Annotated in this window: 17 protein-coding genes; 15 read left to right on the top strand and 2 right to left on the bottom strand. The window is 64.7% G+C overall.

The window, feature by feature from the left end:
• From murD to lpxC, 10 genes are all read left to right on the top strand, one after another.
• Complete coding sequence (murD, locus tag N5B55_RS13435) at positions 1-1,500, top strand: UDP-N-acetylmuramoyl-L-alanine--D-glutamate ligase (protein WP_178961083.1); 1,500 nt, start codon at positions 1-3, stop codon at positions 1,498-1,500.
• A complete protein-coding gene (gene ftsW, locus N5B55_RS13430) occupies positions 1,497-2,738 on the top strand; it encodes a putative lipid II flippase FtsW (protein WP_009241608.1) in 1,242 nt (413 codons plus the stop codon). The genes murD and ftsW overlap by 4 nt, the downstream gene beginning before the upstream one ends.
• Positions 2,735-3,835, top strand: a complete 1,101-nt coding sequence (gene murG, locus N5B55_RS13425; protein WP_154208957.1) for an undecaprenyldiphospho-muramoylpentapeptide beta-N-acetylglucosaminyltransferase — start codon at positions 2,735-2,737, stop codon at positions 3,833-3,835. The genes ftsW and murG overlap by 4 nt, the downstream gene beginning before the upstream one ends.
• Positions 3,836-3,848: 13 nt before the next feature.
• Entirely contained in the window at positions 3,849-5,300 is a 1,452-nt protein-coding gene (murC, locus tag N5B55_RS13420) for a UDP-N-acetylmuramate--L-alanine ligase (protein ID WP_012763012.1), read from the top strand.
• Positions 5,297-6,292: a D-alanine--D-alanine ligase gene (locus tag N5B55_RS13415; RefSeq protein ID WP_304538429.1), complete on the top strand. Its 996-nt coding sequence runs from the start codon at positions 5,297-5,299 to the stop codon at positions 6,290-6,292. Before murC ends, N5B55_RS13415 begins: the two co-directional genes overlap by 4 nt.
• A gap of 37 nt (positions 6,293-6,329) precedes the next feature.
• A complete protein-coding gene (locus tag N5B55_RS13410; protein ID WP_304538428.1) occupies positions 6,330-7,241 on the top strand; it encodes a cell division protein FtsQ/DivIB in 912 nt (303 codons plus the stop codon).
• Entirely contained in the window at positions 7,238-8,470 is a 1,233-nt protein-coding gene (ftsA, locus tag N5B55_RS13405; RefSeq protein ID WP_004633059.1) for a cell division protein FtsA, read from the top strand. Before N5B55_RS13410 ends, ftsA begins: the two co-directional genes overlap by 4 nt.
• 141 nt (positions 8,471-8,611) lie before the next feature.
• Positions 8,612-9,811 (top strand): cell division protein FtsZ, encoded by a 1,200-nt coding sequence (gene ftsZ / locus N5B55_RS13400; protein WP_012763009.1) that lies wholly within the window; start codon positions 8,612-8,614, stop codon positions 9,809-9,811.
• A 391-nt stretch (positions 9,812-10,202) separates the two neighbouring features.
• The gene (locus tag N5B55_RS13395; protein ID WP_304538427.1) at positions 10,203-10,703 is read left to right on the top strand and encodes a peroxiredoxin; all 501 of its coding nucleotides are present in this window, start codon (positions 10,203-10,205) and stop codon (positions 10,701-10,703) included.
• A 244-nt stretch (positions 10,704-10,947) separates the two neighbouring features.
• Positions 10,948-11,865, top strand: coding sequence for a UDP-3-O-acyl-N-acetylglucosamine deacetylase (gene lpxC, locus N5B55_RS13390; protein ID WP_154208965.1), 918 nt, complete (start codon positions 10,948-10,950; stop codon positions 11,863-11,865).
• A 48-nt stretch (positions 11,866-11,913) separates the two neighbouring features.
• Here lpxC and N5B55_RS13385 read toward each other — a convergent pair whose 3' ends face one another.
• Positions 11,914-12,435, bottom strand: a complete 522-nt coding sequence (locus N5B55_RS13385) for a DciA family protein (RefSeq protein WP_304539796.1) — start codon at positions 12,433-12,435, stop codon at positions 11,914-11,916.
• A gap of 69 nt (positions 12,436-12,504) precedes the next feature.
• On the opposite strand from N5B55_RS13385, the gene N5B55_RS13380 reads away from it, so the two are divergent.
• The 5 genes from N5B55_RS13380 to N5B55_RS13360 all read left to right on the top strand — a co-directional run bounded on the left by N5B55_RS13380 (position 12,505) and on the right by N5B55_RS13360 (position 19,166).
• Positions 12,505-13,467, top strand: coding sequence for a M23 family metallopeptidase (locus tag N5B55_RS13380; protein ID WP_304538425.1), 963 nt, complete (start codon positions 12,505-12,507; stop codon positions 13,465-13,467).
• A gap of 251 nt (positions 13,468-13,718) precedes the next feature.
• Positions 13,719-16,523, top strand: coding sequence for a preprotein translocase subunit SecA (gene secA / locus N5B55_RS13375; RefSeq protein WP_065856075.1), 2,805 nt, complete (start codon positions 13,719-13,721; stop codon positions 16,521-16,523).
• A gap of 73 nt (positions 16,524-16,596) precedes the next feature.
• The gene (gene argJ / locus N5B55_RS13370; RefSeq protein WP_304538424.1) at positions 16,597-17,826 is read left to right on the top strand and encodes a bifunctional glutamate N-acetyltransferase/amino-acid acetyltransferase ArgJ; all 1,230 of its coding nucleotides are present in this window, start codon (positions 16,597-16,599) and stop codon (positions 17,824-17,826) included.
• A 16-nt stretch (positions 17,827-17,842) separates the two neighbouring features.
• On the top strand, positions 17,843-18,727 hold the full coding sequence (locus N5B55_RS13365) for an ATP-binding protein (RefSeq protein ID WP_009241596.1): 885 nt from the start codon (positions 17,843-17,845) through the stop codon (positions 18,725-18,727).
• Positions 18,705-19,166: an NUDIX domain-containing protein gene (locus N5B55_RS13360; RefSeq protein WP_369812407.1), complete on the top strand. Its 462-nt coding sequence runs from the start codon at positions 18,705-18,707 to the stop codon at positions 19,164-19,166. Before N5B55_RS13365 ends, N5B55_RS13360 begins: the two co-directional genes overlap by 23 nt.
• On the opposite strand, the gene N5B55_RS13355 is transcribed toward N5B55_RS13360, so the two are convergent.
• Entirely contained in the window at positions 19,159-19,362 is a 204-nt protein-coding gene (locus N5B55_RS13355; protein WP_024972078.1) for a DNA gyrase inhibitor YacG, read from the bottom strand. The two genes, N5B55_RS13360 and N5B55_RS13355, sit on opposite strands and share 8 nt — an antisense overlap.
• Positions 19,363-19,370 lie beyond the last annotated feature (8 nt).

Raw genomic sequence — 19,370 nt, 5'->3', positions numbered from 1 at the left:
ATGTTCGGCGAGTTCGAAGCGCCGGTGGTGCTGGTGCTCGGCCTCGGCGAATCCGGCCTCGCCATGGCACGCTGGTGTGCCCGTCATGGCGCGCGCGTGCGCGTGGCCGACACGCGCGAGGCACCGGCCAACCTGCCGGCGCTGCGCGCCCATGTGCCGGACGCAGAATTCGTGAGCGGCCCGTTTGCCGTGTCGCTGCTGGACGGTGTGACGCTGATCGCGATCAGCCCGGGCCTGTCGCCGCTGGATGGCAACGTTGCGGCGCTGCTGAACGCAGCCAATGCGCAAAGCGTGCCGGTGTGGGGCGAGATCGAATTGTTTGCCCGCGCGCTGGCCGGCCTCAAGGCCGCGCAAGGCTATGCGCCGCGCGTGCTCGCCATCACGGGGACGAACGGGAAGACCACCACCACGGCGCTCACGGGCGCCCTGGTCCAGCGCGCCGGCAAGACGGTCGGCGTGGCCGGCAACATCAGCCCGTCGGCGCTGGACAAGCTCAGCGAATGCGTCGACGCAGGCACGCTCCCTGACGTGTGGGTGCTCGAGCTTTCCAGCTTCCAGCTCGAAACCACGCACACGCTGGATGCCGATGCGGCCACCGTACTGAACATCACGCAGGACCACCTCGACTGGCACGGCACCATGGAGGCCTACGCTGCAGCGAAGGGCCGCATCTTCGGTGCCAACACCGTGCGCGTGCTGAATCGTCAGGACGCGGCCGTGATGGCATTCGCGAGCAAGAACGGCGGCGATATCACCTTCGGCATCGATGAGCCGGGCACGCCCGATGCGCTCGGGCTGCTGCGCGATGGCGGCATGCCGTGGATCGTCTTGGCCGAAGCCGATGAAGAAGATCTGCCGAAGCCCACGCGCCGCAAGAAGGGCGACAACGCGGCCGCCGCCCCGGTGCCGGTGCGCCTGAAGCGCCTGATGCCTGCCGACGCACTGCGCATCCGTGGCTTGCACAACGCGACCAACGCGATGGCTGCCCTGGCGCTGTGCCGTGCGATCGGCCTGCCCGTGAGCGCGCTGCTGCACGGCCTGCGCGACTACGCCGGCGAGCCGCATCGCGTCGAGCTGATCGCCGCGTTTGACGACATCGAATTCTTCGATGACAGCAAGGGCACCAACGTCGGCGCGACGGTGGCTGCGCTCTCGGGGTTGTCCAAGCACGTTGTGCTGATTGCCGGTGGCGATGGCAAGGGTCAGGACTTTTCGCCGCTGGCCGAGCCGGTCGCGCAGTACGCGCGCGCCGTGGTCCTCATCGGCCGCGACGCGCCGCTGATTCGTGAGGCGCTGGCCAATACCGGTGTCGCGCTGATCGATGCGCCGACGCTGGAAGCCGCCGTGCCGCAAGCTGCCGCGCAGGCGCAACCGGGCGATGCTGTGCTGCTGTCGCCGGCCTGCGCAAGCTTCGACATGTTCCGCAACTACGAACACCGCGCGCAGGTGTTCCACGAGGCCGTGGTGGCGTTGGCGGCAGACCGAGGAGTCCTCCTATGAGCGACACCCAGATCAAGCGCAGCGGCTTCATCGGCGCGACCATCGGCAATGCGTGGGGCGGGCTGCGTGATGCGGTTTCAGGCGTCAAGCCCACGCGCTCCAAGATGATGGAGTACGACCAGCCGCTGTTGTGGGTGGCGATCGTGCTGCTTGGCCTCGGGTTGGTGATGGTGTATTCGGCGTCGATCGCGTTGCCGGATTCGCCCAAGTACGCCAACTACAGCAACGGGCATTTCCTGATCCGACATATCTTCTCGCTGGTCATCGGGCTGATCGGTGCGATCGTCGCATTCCAGATTCCGGTCAAGTTCTGGGACAAATACGCACCGAAGCTCTTCATCATTGCGCTGGTCCTGCTGGTGATTGTGCTCGTGCCGCACCTCGGCAAGGGCGTGAATGGCGCGCGCCGCTGGCTGCCGCTGGGCGTCATGAATTTCCAGCCGTCCGAGCTGATGAAGCTGGCGGTGGTGCTGTACGCCGCCAACTACACCGTGCGCAAGCAGGACTGGATGCAGAGCGTGCGCAAGGGCTTCCTGCCCATGGGCGTGGCCGTGGCGTTTGTCGGCTCACTCCTGCTGTTGGAGCCGGATATGGGCGCGTTCCTGGTGATCGCGGCCGTGGCCATGGGCATCCTGTTCCTGGGCGGCGTGAACGGCAAGCTGTTCGGCGGCCTCGTGCTTACCGCGGTTTCAACCTTCTCGCTGCTGATCGTGGCGTCGCCCTGGCGGCGAGAGCGGATCTTCGCCTACCTGAACCCGTGGCAAGAGGAATACGCACAGGGGAAGGCATACCAGCTCACGCACTCGCTGATCGCTTTCGGCCGTGGCGAGTGGACCGGCGTTGGCCTGGGCGGCAGCATCGAAAAGCTGCACTACCTGCCCGAGGCGCATACCGACTTCATCCTGGCGGTGATCGGCGAAGAGCTGGGCTTCGTCGGCGTGCTGATCGTGATCCTGCTGTTCTACTGGATGGTGCGCCGCGCATTCGAGATCGGCCGCACTGCGCTGCAGCTCGACCGTACGTTCGCCGGCCTCGTTGCCAAGGGACTGGGAATCTGGATCGGCTGGCAGGCCTTCATCAACATGGGCGTGAACCTGGGCCTGCTGCCGACCAAGGGCCTGACGCTGCCGCTAGTCAGCTACGGCGGCTCCGGCATCCTGATGAACTGCGTGGCGATCGCGGTGCTGCTGCGTATCGACTATGAAAACCGCGTGCTGATGCGTGGGGGCAAGGTATGACGGCGGGCAATTCGGCCGGTCTGGCGCCGCGCACGCTCCTCGTCATGGCCGGCGGTACGGGCGGTCACATCTTCCCCGCGCTGTCGGTGGCCAAGCTGTTGGCCGCGCGTGGCTGGAAGGTGGTGTGGCTCGGCAATGCGAACGGCATGGAAGGCCAGCTTGTGCCCAAGCACGGTTTTCCGCTCGAGTCGGTGCAGTTCGGTGGTCTGCGCGGTAAGGGCCTCGTCACCAAGTTTCTGCTGCCGCTCAACCTGCTGCGTGCCTTCTGGCAGAGCCTCGGTGTGGTGCGCCGTGTGCGCCCGAACGTGGTGCTGGGCATGGGCGGCTATATCACCTTCCCGGGCGGCATGATGAGCGTGCTGCTGGGTCGCCCGCTGGTGCTGCACGAACAGAATTCGATTGCAGGGCTCGCCAACCGCGTGCTCGCGCGCGTGGCCGATCGCGTGCTGTGCGCATTTCCGAATGCGCTGGCCGGTGCTGAGTGGGTGGGCAATCCGATCCGCGCCGACCTCGCCACGCTGGCTTCGCCGCAAACGCGCTACGCCGAGCGAACCGGCCCGCTGCGCGTGCTTGTCGTGGGCGGCAGCCTGGGCGCAGCAGCGCTCAACGACGTGGTGCCCAAGGCGCTGGCGTTGCTGCCGGCCGATACGCGTCCCATCGTCATCCATCAGGCGGGCGCCAAGCAGATCGACACGCTGCGCGCCAACTATGCCGCTGCCGGTATTGACGATACGCACGCGCAGCCCGTGCCCTTTATCGACGATATGGCAGCTGCGTATGCGCACGCCGATCTCGTCATCTGCCGCGCTGGCGCCATGACCGTCTCAGAAGTGGCCGCGGCGGGTGTCGCGGCGCTGTTCGTGCCGTTCCCGCATGCCGTGGACGATCACCAGACCACCAATGCGCGCTTCCTCTCCGAACGCGGTGCGGCGCTGTTGGTGCCGCAGCAGGAACTGAGTCCGGCATCGCTGGCAGATACACTCGCGTCCCTGACGCGTGCGCAATTGGCCGATATGGCGGCTAAAGCACGTGAGCAGGCACGGCCCGAAGCGGCCGAGCGTGTCGCCGACGTGTGTGTAGCGGTGGCACGGGCATAGGGAACGAATCGATATGAAGCACATCGTCAAGAACATCCATTTTGTAGGCATCGGCGGCGCGGGCATGAGCGGCATCGCGGAGGTGCTGCTGAATCTGGGCTACCGCGTGACGGGCTCGGATCTGGGCAGCAGCGCGACCACGCAGCGTCTGGCAACGCTGGGCGCGACGATCATGCAGGGCCACGCGCCGGAACATGTGATCGGCGCCAATGCCGTGGTCGTCTCCACCGCCGTGCGCGGCGACAACCCGGAAGTGCTGGCCGCCCGCGCCAAGCGCATCCCCATCGTGCCGCGTGCAGTGATGCTGGCCGAGCTGATGCGCCTGAAGCAGGGCATTGCGATTGCCGGTACGCACGGCAAGACGACGACCACCAGTCTGGTCGCCTCCGTGCTGGCCGAGGGCGGCCTGGACCCGACGTTCGTGATCGGGGGTCGCCTCAATTCCGCGGGCGCCAACGCGCGCCTGGGCACGGGTGATTTCATCGTCGCCGAGGCCGACGAATCCGATGCGTCGTTCCTCAACCTGTTCCCCGTGATCGAAGTCATCACCAATATCGATGCCGATCACATGGACACCTACGGGCACGACTTCGCGCGCCTGAAGCAGGCGTTCATCGAATTCACGCAACGGCTGCCGTTCTACGGCATCGCCGTGCTGTGCGTGGACGACCCGAACGTGCGCGAAATCCTGCCGTTCGTCTCCAAGCCGGTCGTGCGCTACGGGTTTGCCGAAGACGCGCAGGTGCGTGCCGTCAATGCGCGCGCCGTCGATGGCCGCATGGAATTCACCGTGATCCGCCAGCTCAACGGCCATGCCGAGCCGCCGCTGTCGATCACGCTCAACCTGCCGGGCCTGCACAACGTGCAGAACGCGCTGGCCGCCATCGCCATCGCCACCGAACTGGAAGTGCCGGACGAAGCCATCGTCAAGGCGCTGGCCGAGTTCAACGGCGTGGGCCGCCGCTTCCAGCGCTACGGCGAAGTGCCGACCGCTGACGGTAAGGGTCGCTTCACGCTGATCGACGACTACGGCCATCACCCGGTCGAGATGGCGGCCACGCTGGCTGCGGCGCGCGGTGCGTTTCCCGGCCGCCGCCTCGTGCTGTCGTTCCAGCCGCACCGTTTTACCCGCACGCGCGATTGCTTCGAAGATTTCATCAAGGTGCTCGGGACCGTCGATGCGCTGTTGCTGGCCGAGGTGTATGCCGCTGGCGAGCCGCCCATCGTCGCCGCCGACGGCCGCGCCCTGACGCGTGCGCTCCGTGTGGCCAACAAGATCGAGCCGGTCTTCGTGGAACAGATTGAAGACATGCCGCAAGCGATCATCGATGCGGCGCAGGACGGCGACGTGGTGATCACCATGGGCGCCGGATCGATCGGGCAGGTGCCCGGTCAAGTTGTTGCGTTGCAGGCCCAGGCGCGCACCGGCAATGTCGTGGATCTGAACGGAGGTGCCGCAGCATGACGACCGGTCCGTTTGTTCCCAATCCGACGATCGATCCGAAGTCCCTCGGCAAGGTGGGCGTGCTCATGGGCGGTCGTTCGGCCGAGCGCGAAATCTCGCTGATGTCCGGCAACGGCGTGTTGGCTGCGCTGCGCGCGCGCGGCGTCGATGCGCACCCGTTCGACCCGGGGCTGCAGCCCGTGGCCGATCTAGCCAAGCAAGGGTTCGACCGCGTGGTGATCTCTTTGCACGGCCGCTTTGGCGAAGACGGCACGATCCAGGGCCTACTGGAGCAATTCGGCATTCCGTACACCGGCAGCGGCGTACTCGCATCTGCGCTGGCGATGGACAAGGAAGCCACCAAGCGCCAATGGCAGACCCACGGCCTGCCCACGCCCGATTTCGTGATGTTGCATGCCGGCGCCGACTGGCAAGCCGTGGCCGACCGCCTGGGCCTGCCGCTGATCGTCAAGCCCGCGCGTGAAGGTTCGTCGATCGGTCTGACCAAGGTCACGAGTGTTGGCGAGCTGCCCGCCGCCTACGAAAAGGCCGCGCGCCTGGACCGCGATGTGATGGCCGAGCAGTTCATCGAAGGCGACGAGCTGACCTGCCCGATCATCGGCGAAGGCGAAAGCGCAACCGCGCTGCCGCTCATCCGCATCGTCGCGCCGCAGGCCAACTACGACTACCAGAACAAGTACTTCACCGACGACACGCGCTACGAATGCCCGGCACCGATTGCCGTCGACGTGGCCGCGCGCGTGCAGGCGCTGGTGGTGCAGGCGTATCGCGGGCTGGGCTGCCGCGGCTGGGGTCGTGCCGACATCATGCTGCGCAAGTCCGACAACGCGCCGTTCCTGTTGGAGATGAACACGTCGCCGGGCATGACCGGCCATTCGCTGGTGCCGATGGGCGCGCGCGCCGCCGGCATCAGTTATGAAGATTTCGTGTTGCAACTGGCGGCGAGCGCGTCGCTGGAGCTGCACGCGAGCACCGATTGGAAACCCGAATAATCGACGCAACGTCAGCGAAACCGGACAACCCAACGTTATGTGGCACAACACCCGTCTCCTCAACGCCGTCGCGAGTGCGCTGTATGCGCTGCTCGCGCTTGGCGCGTTGGGCGTTGGGGCGGTCTGGCTGATGCAGCGACCGATGTTCCAGCTGCAACAGGTGCGGGTGATGCCGATGGCCGGCAGCGAGTTGCGCCACGTGAATGTGCCGAGTCTGCGCGCCAATGCGCTGCCCAAGCTGCGCGGCAATTTCTTCTCGCTGAATCTGGACGATGCACGCGCCGCGTTCGAATCGGTGCCGTGGGTGCGGCGCGCGAGCGTGCGCCGCGTGTGGCCCAACGGGCTGCTGGTGGAAGTGCAAGAGCACGAAGCGCTCGGCACCTGGGGCGGCAATGAGTCCGGCAAGCTGGTCAACACGTATGGCGAAGTCTTCGTGGCCAACCTGGCCGAAGCCGAGGACGACACGGATTTGGTGGCGCTGGCCGGCCCCGAGGGCACTGAGCAGGACGTGGTCGACAAGCTGGAGACCATGACCGAGTGGTTCAAGCCGATGAATGTCGAGCCGTTGAGCGTGACGCTCACCGACCGCTACGCCTGGCGCGCGCGGTTGTCCAACGGCACGGTCATCGAGTTGGGCCGCGAACTGAATGACGATGACCGCGCCGCGCTGGCCGCGCGTGCCCGCCGCTTTGTGCGTGCGTGGCCGGAGGTGACCAAGCGCTGGGGCGGTCAGATCGAATACGCCGATCTGCGGTATCCCAACGGATTTGCAGTTCGTGCGGCGGGTGTGCGCTTCCTGACCGATGCGCAGGCTGCGGTGCTGGCCAAGGGGGGCAAGTTACCCGGCACCGCGAGCGGCACCAGCGGTGCTGCAAAGCCGAAAGCCACGCTGGGGGGTAAGCCGGCGGCCAACAACAAAGCAACGCGAAGCACAGAGAAAACGCGATGAGCAAGGAATACAAGGATCTTCTGGTCGGGCTGGATATCGGCACCTCCAAGGTGGTGGCGGTGGTGGCCGAGCTACGCCCTGACGGCGCCTACGAGGTCATCGGTATGGGCCAGACCGAATCGAAGGGGCTCAAGAAGGGCGTAGTCGTCAATATCGAGGCGACCGTCCAGTCGATCCAGAAGGCGCTCGAAGAAGCGGAGCTGATGGCCGACTGCAAGATCGGCGAGGTCTTCACGGGCATTGCCGGCAGCCACATCCGCAGTTTCAATTCGAGCGGCATGGTGGCGATCAAGGACAAGGAGGTCACCTCCACCGATGTGGCGCGGGTGATCGAGACCGCCAAGGCCGTCAACATCCCGACCGATCAGCAAATCCTGCACATCCTGACGCAGGAATTCATCATCGACGGTCAGGAAGACGTGCGCGAGCCGATCGGCATGAGCGGTATCCGGCTCGAGGTGAAGGTGCATATCGTGACCGGCGCCGTAAGCGCGGCACAGAACATCGTCAAGTGCGTGCGGCGTTGCGGGCTGGAAGTGCACGACCTGATTCTGCAGCCGCTGGCATCAAGCCTGGCCGTGCTGACCGAAGACGAAAAGGAACTCGGCGTGGTGCTGGTGGACATCGGCAGCGGCACGACCGACATCGCCATCTTCAGCGAAGGTGCGATCCGCCACACGGCCGTGATCCCCATCGCCGGCGACCAGATCACCAACGACATCGCCATGGCCCTGCGCACGCCGACGCCGGACGCCGAGGACATCAAGATCCAGTACGGCATCGCCAAGCAGGTGCTGGCCGATCCGGACGAGATGATCGATGTGCCGGGCGTCGGCGACCGTGGCCCCCGCACATTGAGCCGTCAGGCGCTGGCCGCCGTAATCGAGCCGCGCGTGGAAGAACTCTTCTCGCTGGTGCATCAGGTGGTGCGCGAATCCGGTTACGAAGAACTGCTCTCCAGCGGCGTGGTCCTCACCGGCGGTACTGCAATGATGCCGGGCATGGTCGAGCTGGGCGAAGACATGTTCTTGAAGCCGGTGCGCGTGGGCGTACCGGAGTACCGCGGCAACCTGCACGAAGTGGTGAAGAGCCCGCGTTACGCCACGGTGATGGGCCTGCTGCAGGAGGGTCGCGTGCAGCGCGTGCGCGGCCGCAAGGTCGTGGTGCAGTCCGGATCGGCCAAACAGATCTGGACGCGCATGAAGGAATGGTTCATCGGCAACTTTTGAGCACGCATGTGCCGGGTGTTGAAGATGTGCTCCCTTGGGGGGAGCAAGTTGAGTTTCTTGTTTTGATGTTTTTTGTTCAGGAACCAGGAGTTGCGGCGGGGAGGCTGCATCGTCTGGGACTGATCACTTCTGGAGGCAATGATGGACTTCGACATGATTGAAACGGAAATGCAGGACGGCACCATCATCAAGGTGGTCGGCGTCGGCGGCGCGGGTGGGAATGCCGTGCAGCACATGATCAACCGCGGCGTGCAAGGCGTGGAATTCATCTGCATGAACACCGATGCGCAGGCGCTCAAGCGCTCGACCGCATCGCGCGTGCTGCAGCTCGGCAGCACGGGCCTGGGCGCTGGCGCCAAGCCGGAAGTCGGCAAGCACTGCGCAGAGGAAGCCCGTGAGCAGATCGCCGACGCACTGCGTGGCGCGCACATGGTCTTCATCACCGCCGGCATGGGCGGCGGTACGGGCACGGGCGCAGCACCGGTGGTTGCACAAGTCGCCAAGGAAATGGGCATCCTGACCGTGGGCGTGGTCTCCAAGCCGTTCGACTTCGAAGGCGCACGCCGCTCGAAGGTGGGTGAGCATGGCGCGAACGACCTGGAAGGGAACGTCGATTCGCTGATCGTCGTGCTGAACGAAAAGCTCTTCGAAGTCATGGGCGATGATGCCGAGATGGACAAGTGCTTCCAGTGCGCTGACGACGTGCTGCACAACGCGGTTGCCGGCATTGCGGAAATCATCAATGTCGATGGCCTGGTGAACGTCGACTTCGAAGACGTGAAGACGGTCATGGGCGAGCAAGGCAAGGCGATGATGGGCACGGCCACCGTGTCCGGCGTCGACCGTGCGCGTCTGGCCGCTGAGCAAGCCGTGGCCAGCCCGCTGCTGGAAGGCGTCGACCTGTCGGGCGCGCGTGGCGTGCTGGTCAACATCACGGCCAGCCGCTCGCTGAAGCTGTCTGAGACCAAGGAAGTGATGAACACCATCCGCAGCTATGCCGCGGAAGATGCGACCGTCATCTTCGGTACGGTCTACGACGACGCCATGGGCGACGCCCTGCGTGTGACCGTGGTGGCCACGGGTCTGGGCCGCGCTGCTCGCAACAAGCAACAACAGCCGCAGACGATGACGCTGCTGAAGACCGGCACCGACAACCAGCCGGTGGCGTTCGGCGGTGGCGCCGGTCACTCGGTGGCAGCTGCACCGGACTACAGCAACTTCGACACCCCGGCCGTGTGGCGCAGCTCGCGTGAGTCGGCGTCGGCTCACGTGGCGGCACTGCAAGAAAAGGGCGTCGACACGTACGACATTCCGGCATTCCTGCGCAAGCAGGCGGACTGATCGGGCCTGCGCAGGTTCGATAGCGCTCGCGCACGTCCGACTGCCTGGGGCACCGCACGCCGCGCGCGGTTCACGGCTCCCCTCCCGTGATCGCCGTTGTGTGATGGCCGGCCGCTCGTCAGTCGACAGCGCTCGACGAACCGGACACAGTCGTTGCCGCCGGGCAGGTTGGCCTCTGGCCGCCTCCCCGGAAGGGTTCACCCCGCCCGGCGGGTGTGTCCGTTCGTTGTGCCGCGCGCGGTGCGTTCCGAGCCAAGCGGCCTGATGGTGTTGTCTCCCAAGACCGCCCGCGTGATTCGTTCACGCGGGCGGTCTCGTTTTAAGAACCGGCTGCGCGCTCGCTCGCCAGGTTCTATGATCGCGATATCCACGCAACCGCCTCCTGACGATCATGATCCAGCCCGGTCAACCGCTTCCCGACGCAACGCTCTACGAGTTCTTTGAAGTGGAAAAGGACGGCTGCGCGCTGGGCCCCAATGCTTTCTCCGTCCAGCATCTGGCCGAGCGCAAGACGATCGTCATCTTCGGGCTGCCCGGTGCGTTCACGCCGACCTGCTCCGCGCGGCATGTGCCAGGCTACCTCGCCAACTACGACGCACTGCGCGCCAAGGGTGTCGACGAAATCTGGTGTGTGTCCGTCAACGACGCCTTTGTGATGGGCGCCTGGGCCCGCACGCAGGGCACCGACGACAAGATCCGCATGCTCGGCGACGGCAGCGCAGAGTTCACGAGCAAACTCGGCCTCGACCAGGATCTCTCCAAGCGCGGCATGGGCGTGCGTTCCCAGCGTTATGCGATGGTCGTGAAGGATGGTGTGGTAACAGCGCTACAGGTCGAAGCACCCGGACAGTTCTCCGTCAGCAGTGCCGAATCGATCCTCGCGGTACTCTGACGCCACGTCGCACACCCCACCAAATGGCGGAGTACCGCCGCCATCCCGCCCTGCTTCAAGGCTGAGGCGACGGTGGCGCCGAACCTGCGTGCCCTAACGTTGGGTCAATTCCGTGCACCCCTAACATCCCGATACAAAAGTCGTTTTGAAGGCAGGGATGTGAAAATGGTATGCTCAGGGTTATCACCTATGCGGACTGCATAGATAAAAACAATCGTACGACTTTTGTGAGTTGAGGGCGGCCATGTTGAAACAACGCACCATCAAGTCCCTCGTCAAGACCGTCGGCATCGGGCTGCACTCGGGCCGCAAGGTGACGTTGACGTTGCGCCCGGCACCCGCAGGCACCGGCATCGTGTTCACGCGTGTGGACCTCGACCCGGCCGTCGAGATTCCCGCTACCGCAAGCGCCATTGGCGACACGCGCTTGGCGTCCGTATTGCAAAAAGACGGCGCCCGCGTGTCCACCGTCGAACATTTGATGTCTGCGTGCGCGGGCTTGGGCATCGACAATCTCTATGTCGACGTCGACGCCGAAGAAATTCCGATCATGGACGGCAGCGCGGCTTCGTTCGTGTTTCTGCTGCAGTCGGCAGGCATCGAAGAGCAGGGGGCGGCCAAGCGGTTCATCCGCGTGATGAAGCCGGTGGAAATCCGCGAGGGCGACAAGCTTGCCCGGCTCGATCCCTACTTCGGCTTCAAGCTGTCGTTCACCATCGAATTCCGCCACCCGGCCGTCGATAAGACCGGCCAGACGTTCGAGATCGACTTTGCCGATACGAGCTACACGCGCGAAATCGCCCGCGCCCGTACGTTCGGTTTCGCCCACGAAGTCGAGATGCTGCGCGAGGTCGGCCTGGCGCGCGGCGGCAGCCTCGACAACGCCATCGTGCTCGACGAGCACCGCATGCTGAACAACGACGAACTGCGCTACGGCGATGAGTTCGTCCGTCACAAGATCCTCGACGCGATTGGCGACCTGTATGTGGTCGGCCACCCGCTGATCGCTGCATACACCGCGCACAAGTCGGGTCATGGCCTGAACAACGCGCTGCTGCGCGCGCTGCTGGCCGACGAAACGGCTTACGAGATGGTGACGTTCGACAAGGTGGAAGAAGCGCCGCGCGCGTTCCTGCCGCAGTTGCAACCGGCCTTCTCGTGATCGGCTGAGCGGTCGTTCGTATAAAAAAAGCGCCCTGCGGGGCGCTTTTTATTTGGGCTTCGCTGCCGGTGCAACGTGCCGCGCAACCATTTCGGCCAACGCTTGCCGAAGCGGCGAATCGGGCAGTTCATTGGCCAGGGCCGCCAGGCTGTTGACTCCAACTGCGGTCATCTTGGCGCGTTTAGGCGGCTTTTGGGTCTCTTGTGGCCATAAACTGTCATTGCCGCCCTGCGGTTGTACCCGTACACGAATTGCGGTAATCTGCGATCCCCGGCGCTGCAGACGTTCCAGCAAGGTGGGTACCACCTGCCGCAAGCGCGCCGCAGCCGCACTGTGTGCGGCGAGCAACACCAGAGTCGCTTCGCGGCTGTCGCGCGCATCGTTCTTGATGCCACCGACGGCCACCCCGCCGCCCAGACCGGGTGGCAACAGCGACAACACCTCCGCTTCCAACGACGCCAATTGCCTGGCCGCCTGCATCAGCGGGCCGACCGAACCGGCACCCGAGAGCCAATCCTGAACGGGTTTAGCCACAGGCGTCTTGAGAGCGGGATGAACAAAGATTCGCATGCCGGCATTGTAGGGCGCTTCATCGCGCTTTCGTGCCGGTGGGCAGCTTTTTTGTCCGGAAAACGAGCGATGCAGATCATCCTGATTCACCCGCGCAAGGCCGGCGCAACGCATCTGTCGAGACGCGGCGTCTTCGTGGCTATCGGCGCGGCACTGCTGGCCGTGGCGGCCCTGTCCGTCGGTGCGACGTGGCTGGCGGCCAAGCAGGGCCTGCTGCCGGGTGCAGCCGCTTCGGAAGTTGCCGGCGCGGACCCGCGTGTCACCCGCGAGAACCTCAACCTGATGGCCGCGCGCATCGGCGAAATGCAGGCGCAAATTGCGCGCCTGGATGCGCTGGGCGCCCGGGTCTCGGGCTTGGCGGGTGTGCCGCCCCGCGAGTTCGATTTCAAATCCCAGCCGAGCCGAGGCGGGCCGGCGGGTGCGTTTTCGCGGCCGATGTCGATGCCGGAAATTCAGTCCGAGCTGAATCGCCTGACGCGCTCTGCCGACCAGCGCACCGATTACCTCAGCGTGCTAGAGAGCACCCTGATGGACCGCCAGATCCACGCGAAGATGATGCCCACCGTGCGCCCGGTAGCGACGGGTTACGACTCCTCGGGGTTTGGCACGCGGATCGATCCCTTCACGGGCCGCCGCACGCAGCATGACGGCGTCGACTTTGTGGGCCCGGTTGGGACGCCCATCGTAGCGGCCGCCGGCGGCGTGGTCGTCGCCAGTGAATTCCACCACGAATACGGCAACATGATCGATATCGATCATGGCAATGGACTGAAGACGCGCTATGCCCACGCGTCCAAGGTTTTCGTGAAGGTCGGCGACATCGTGAAGGCCGGCGAGCGCATCGCCCTGATCGGCCGTACTGGCCGCGCCACAGGCCCGCACCTGCACTTCGAGGTGCACGTCAACGACGTCCCGCAGAATCCGGTGGCCTTCCTGGAGAACGCCGGCCAGCCCAAGATGGCAGCCAACAAGGCGCCGGCGAAGGTTGCAGCGGCCGATGTCGGCAAGAGCATGACCGCTGCGGGCCATTGAACCCGCCCGGGTTGCAATCAGTGGCGCCCGTCCCCAATTCAGCGTGAGTGTGTGCCTGCGCGCACGACGTTCCGCGCGGCTCTAAAGTGCGGCGTTCCTGCCACATCCCGCCGGTCTGCTGCCATCAAGCGGGTGTTTTGCACATGCTAAACTCCCGCCTTTGCGCCAACCCTTTCCGGGCCGTTGTGCTGCCTGTGTTTCGCGGTCTTTCTTGACGCGCTCCCCGGGTGGCTCGCCGGCCCTAGCCATCGATGATCACGGGCCTTCTCAAGAAGATTTTCGGCAGCCGTAACGAACGGCTGATCAAACAGTACCGCCGCAAGGTGGCGCAGATCAATGCGCTCGAGCCCAAGTTCGAAGCGCTCACGGATGCCGAGCTGCAGGCCAAGACCGAAGAATTCCGCCAACGCTTTGCCAAGGGCGAGACGCTCGACGCGCTCCTGCCCGAGGCGTTTGCCGTGTGCCGTGAGGCCAGCAAGCGTGTAATGAAGATGCGGCACTTCGACGTGCAGCTGATCGGTGGCATGGTGCTGCACGACGGCAAGATCGCCGAAATGCGCACGGGTGAAGGCAAGACGCTGACGGCTACGCTTGCTGTGTACCTGAACGCCATCTCTGGCCAGGGCGTGCACGTCGTGACGGTCAACGATTACCTGGCACAGCGCGACGCCGAATGGATGGGCCGCCTGTACAACTGGCTGGGCCTGTCGGTGGGGGTCAACCTGACCACCATGGACCACGACCAGAAGCAGGCCGCTTACGCATCGGACATCACCTACGGCACCAACAACGAGTTCGGCTTCGACTACCTGCGCGACAACATGGTGTACGACGCCGGCCAGCGCGTGCAGCGTCCGCTGAACTACGCGATCGTCGACGAGGTGGACTCCATCCTGATCGATGAAGCGCGTACCCCGCTGATTATCTCCGGCCAGGCGGAAGACCACACCGACCTCTACCGCCGCATGAACAGCATCCCGGCGCAGCTCACGCGCCAGATCGGCGAAGAGAAGTCGGATGGCACGGGCGTCGAGAAGCCGGGCGACTACTATGTCGACGAAAAATCGCACCAGGTCTATCTGACCGAATCCGGTCACGAGAAGGCCGAGCAGATCCTGCTGCAGGCCGGTTTGATCGGCGAGGGCGAATCGCTCTACGCGCCGCAGAACATCACGCTGATGCATCACCTGTACGCCGCCCTGCGCGCGCACAGCCTGTTCTTCCGCGATCAGCACTACGTGGTGCAGAACGGTGAGGTGGTGATCGTCGATGAATTCACAGGCCGGCTGATGGCGGGCCGTCGCTGGTCCGACGGTCTGCACCAGGCGGTGGAAGCCAAGGAAGGCGTGCAGATCCAGCAGGAAAACCAGACGCTGGCGACCATCACGTTCCAGAACTACTTCCGCATGTACAACAAGCTGTCGGGCATGACAGGTACGGCGGACACGGAGGCGTACGAATTCCAGGAGATCTACGGCCTGGAAACCGTGGTGATCCCGACCAACCGCACGCCGCAGCGCAAGGACTTGCAGGATCAGATCTACAAGACTTCGAAGGAGCGCTACGACGCCGTCATTCGCGACATTCGCGATTGCTACGAGCGCGGCCAGCCGGTGCTGGTGGGCACGACGTCCATCGAGAATTCCGAACTGCTGTCGAACCTGCTGAACCAAGGGAAGCTGCCGCATCAGGTGCTCAACGCCAAGCAGCACGAGCGCGAAGCCGCGATCATTGCGGAAGCAGGCCGCCCCAAGGCGATTACCATTGCGACGAACATGGCCGGCCGCGGTACCGACATCGTGCTGGGCGGCAACGTGGAGAAGCAAGCGGGCTTCGTAATGGCCGACGCGTCGCTCTCCGACGAAGAAAAGGCCGCGCGCGTGAAGCAGTTGCAGGACGAATGGCAATCGCTGCACGAGCAGGTGAAGGCGGCGGGCGGTCTGCACATCATCGGCACCGAGCGCCACGAGTCGCGCCGGATCGACAACCAGTTGCGCGGCCGTGCTGGCCGTCAGGGCGACCCCGGTTCGTCGCGCTTCTATCTGTCGCTGGACGATCAACTGCTGCGCATTTTCGCGGGTGACCGCGTGCGCGCGATCATGGATCGCCTGAAGATGCCCGAAGGCGAGCCGATCGAAGCCGGCATCGTCACACGCTCCATCGAATCGGCGCAGCGCAAGGTCGAAGGCCGCAACTTCGACATCCGCAAGCAGCTGCTGCAATACGACGACGTTTCCAACGACCAGCGCAAGGAACTCTACAAGCTGCGTAACGAGATTCTCGAAGCGCAGGATGTGGGCGATCTCGTCAAGAACCTGCGTGAATCCGTGTTCACCGAGCTGTTCCGCACGTACGTGCCGGCGGAGACCATGGAAGAGCAGTGGGATGTTGCCGGTCTGGAAAAGACGCTGCGTGAAGACTGGGGCGTGGATCAGCCGCTGGTGAAGACGCTGGAAGCCGCCCAGTCGATCGAAGACGAAGACCTGCTCAAGATGGTGCTGGACGCCGCTGAAGCGGTGTACGAAGGCAAGGTGGCGCAGGTTGGCCGTGAGTCCTTCGCCGGCTTCGAGCGTTCGGTGATGCTGCAAAGCCTCGACACGCACTGGCGTGAGCACCTGGCGGCGCTCGACATGCTGCGTCAGGGTATCCACCTGCGCGGCTATGCGCAGAAGGACCCGAAGCAGGAGTACAAGCGCGAGTCGTTCGAACTCTTCGGCCGCCTGCTCGACACCATCCGCAACGAGGTCACGCGTATTGTCTTCACGGTGCGCATCCAGTCGCAGGAAGAGCTGGAGCAAGCCTCCGAACAGATCGAAGAAGATCTTTCCGCGCTAAGCAACGTGCAGTACAAGCACGACGAGTTCAGCGAACTCGCCGAAGTGGCTGCCGGCGATGCCGAGATTCATGGCGCAACGCCGGCCATGGCCGCACCGCGATCGGTGGCATCGGCTGCTGCCGCCGCACTCGCCGGCGAAGTGCCGAAGGTTGGCCGCAACGACCCGTGCCCATGCGGTTCGGGCAAGAAGTACAAGCAGTGCCACGGCAAACTCGCCTGACGCTGCTTCGCTCCGTTTTCTGTTGATTCACGATGCCCGCACTGCGGGCATCCTCATTTGAAAGGTGTGCTCCATGGCTGTGAATCTCGTCGCCCCCGCCGCTGACTCCCTGTTGCCGATCGACGGCGTGGACCTCGGCTGGGCCGAGGCCGGTGTGCGCAAGGCCAATCGCAAGGACGTGCTGCTGGTTCGTATCGCCGAGGGCGCGACGGTGGCCGGTGTGTTCACGCAGAACCGTTTCTGCGCGGCACCAGTGCAGGTGTGCCGCGAGCATTTGGCGAGTGGCAAGGGCGCACGTGCGATCGTCGTGAACACGGGCAATGCGAACGCCGGTACCGGCGCACCTGGCCTCGCGCATGCGCGCCAGACCTGCGATGCCGTGGCCCAGCTGCTGGGCGTGTCGCCGGAGCAGGTGCTGCCGTTTTCCACGGGCGTGATCCTGGAGCCGCTGCCAGTCGACCGCATCATCGCCGGACTGCCTGCTGCTGAGGCGAACGCCAAGCCGGACAACTGGCTGGCCGCCGCCGAGGCCATCATGACCACCGACACCGTACCCAAGGCAGCGTCGGCCACGTGCACGTTGTCGGGCAAGACCGTGCGCATGTCGGGCATCAGCAAGGGTGCGGGCATGATCCGTCCGAACATGGCGACGATGCTCGGCTTCATCGCGACCGATGCCAATGTGGATGACGCGGTGCTTCAAGGGCTGGTGCGCCATGCCGCCGATCACTCGTTCAACAGCGTGACGGTGGACGGCGATACCTCGACCAACGACTCGTTCGTCGTCATCGCCACGGGCCGGGCGGGCACGCCGTGCATCGATTCGGAATCGCACCCCGACTACGCCGCGCTGCGCGATGCGCTGACGGGTCTTGCACAAGAGTTGGCGCAGAAGATCGTGCGCGACGGCGAAGGTGCGACGAAGTTCATGACCATCCAGGTCGAGGGCGGCCGCAACGTCGAGGAGTGCCGCTTGATCGCTTACGCGGTCGCGCACTCACCGTTGGTCAAGACCGCGTTCTATGCGTCGGATCCCAATTTGGGCCGCATCCTGGCGGCTGTCGGCTACGCCGGGGTGACGGATCTCGATGTGAACGGCGTCAACCTGTGGCTCGACGACGTATGGGTCGCGCGTGACGGTGGCCGCAATCCCGAGTACCGCGAAGAAGACGGTCAGCGCGTGATGAAGCAGGCGGAGATCACCGTGCGTATCGCGCTCGGTCGCGGCGACGCCAGCGCCACCGTGTGGACGTGCGATTTCTCGCACGACTACGTGTCGATCAACGCGGACTACCGTTCGTAATCCGGAGTCCGCTGCCATGTCGTCCGATCTTTCCGCACGGCTCGACCGCTTTCTCGGGCGGCTTGAGCAATGGCTGCCGCCTGAACTGACCGAAGCTGACTGGAACGAGGCTGTTGCCTTTCGCTGGCGCAAACGCCAGAGCTTGTTCGGCAACATCGGCTATCTCGCGCCGATCCGGCAACTGCCGCCGATCCATCTGAGCGATCTGCACAACATCGAGCGCCAGAAAGACGCCATCGTCGCCAACACGCGTCAGTTCGTGCGCAAGTTGCCGGCCAACAACGTGCTGCTGACGGGCGCGCGGGGCACCGGCAAGTCGTCGCTCATCAAGGCGTGCCTGAACGAGTTCGTGAAGGACGGCCTGCGCCTGGTCGAAGTCGACAAGGACGATCTGGCGGACCTGGGCGATATCGTCGAGCGCCTCTCGGCGCGCCCGGAGCGCTTCGCGATCTTCTGCGATGACCTCTCGTTTGAAGAGGGTGAATCCGGCTACAAGGCGCTGAAGTCTGCGCTGGACGGTTCGGTGGCGACGCAGTCGGACAACGTGCTGATCTACGCGACGTCCAACCGGCGCCATCTGTTGCCGGAATACATGAAGGACAACGAGACCTACCAGCACACATCGGATGGCGAAATCCATCCGGGCGAGGTCGTAGAAGAGAAGATCTCGCTGTCGGAGCGCTTCGGGCTGTGGCTGTCGTTCTACCCGCCCAAGCAGGACGAATACCTGACCATCGTCGGCCACTGGCTCAAGCATTTCGGCTGCAGCGACGAGGACATCGCCGCTGCGCGTGGCGACGCGCTGGTTTGGGCGCTCGAGCGTGGGTCGCGCTCTGGGCGGGTGGCATGGCAGTTCGCCCGCGACTGGGGCGGCAAGCATGGACGGCAGCATGTCGACTGACAATCTGGTGCAAGTGCCACCGACACACACGCCTGACGGCCGCAAGATCACCGAAGTGGCCGTCGGTGTGCTGGTGCAGCCAGACGGCCAGTTCTTGCTGGCGCAGCGTCCAGAGGGGAAGCCGTATGCGGGCTACTGGGAATTCCCGGGCGGCAAGCTTGAAGCGGGCGAATCGGTCGAGGCCGCGCTCACGCGTGAGCTGAAGGAAGAGCTGGACGTCACGTTGCGCACCTGCGTGCCGTGGCACACCATCGAGCACGACTACCCGCACGCATACGTGCGCCTGCACTTCTGCAAGGTCACGGCCTGGGACGGCACGTTGCGGGCGTTGGAAGGCCAGGATTTCGCTTGGCAGACGTTGCCGATCAGCGTGGATCCGGTGTTGCCGGCAACGTTGCCCGTCTTCGAATGGATGCGCGAGGAAGCGACGGCTAGTTGAGCCTGCCGCTCGTATCGTTGCCCGGCGCGTCGGGCAGATCGTCTTCTTCGACTACGGGGATGGTGTACTGCTCCGCGGCCCAGGCACCCAGGTCGATCTGCTTGCAGCGCTCAGAGCAGAAGGGGCGATAGCGGCTCTCCGGCACCCAAGGCACAGGCTTGCCGCAGCTGGGACATTTGACGGTCTTCACATTCATGATGCGGC

Origin of the sequence: Ralstonia pickettii, from assembly GCF_030582395.1 — a bacterium.
Lineage (GTDB): Bacteria > Pseudomonadota > Gammaproteobacteria > Burkholderiales > Burkholderiaceae > Ralstonia > Ralstonia pickettii_D.
Note: the sequence above shows the minus strand (reverse complement) of the source record. Positions and strands in the feature narration are given on the sequence as shown.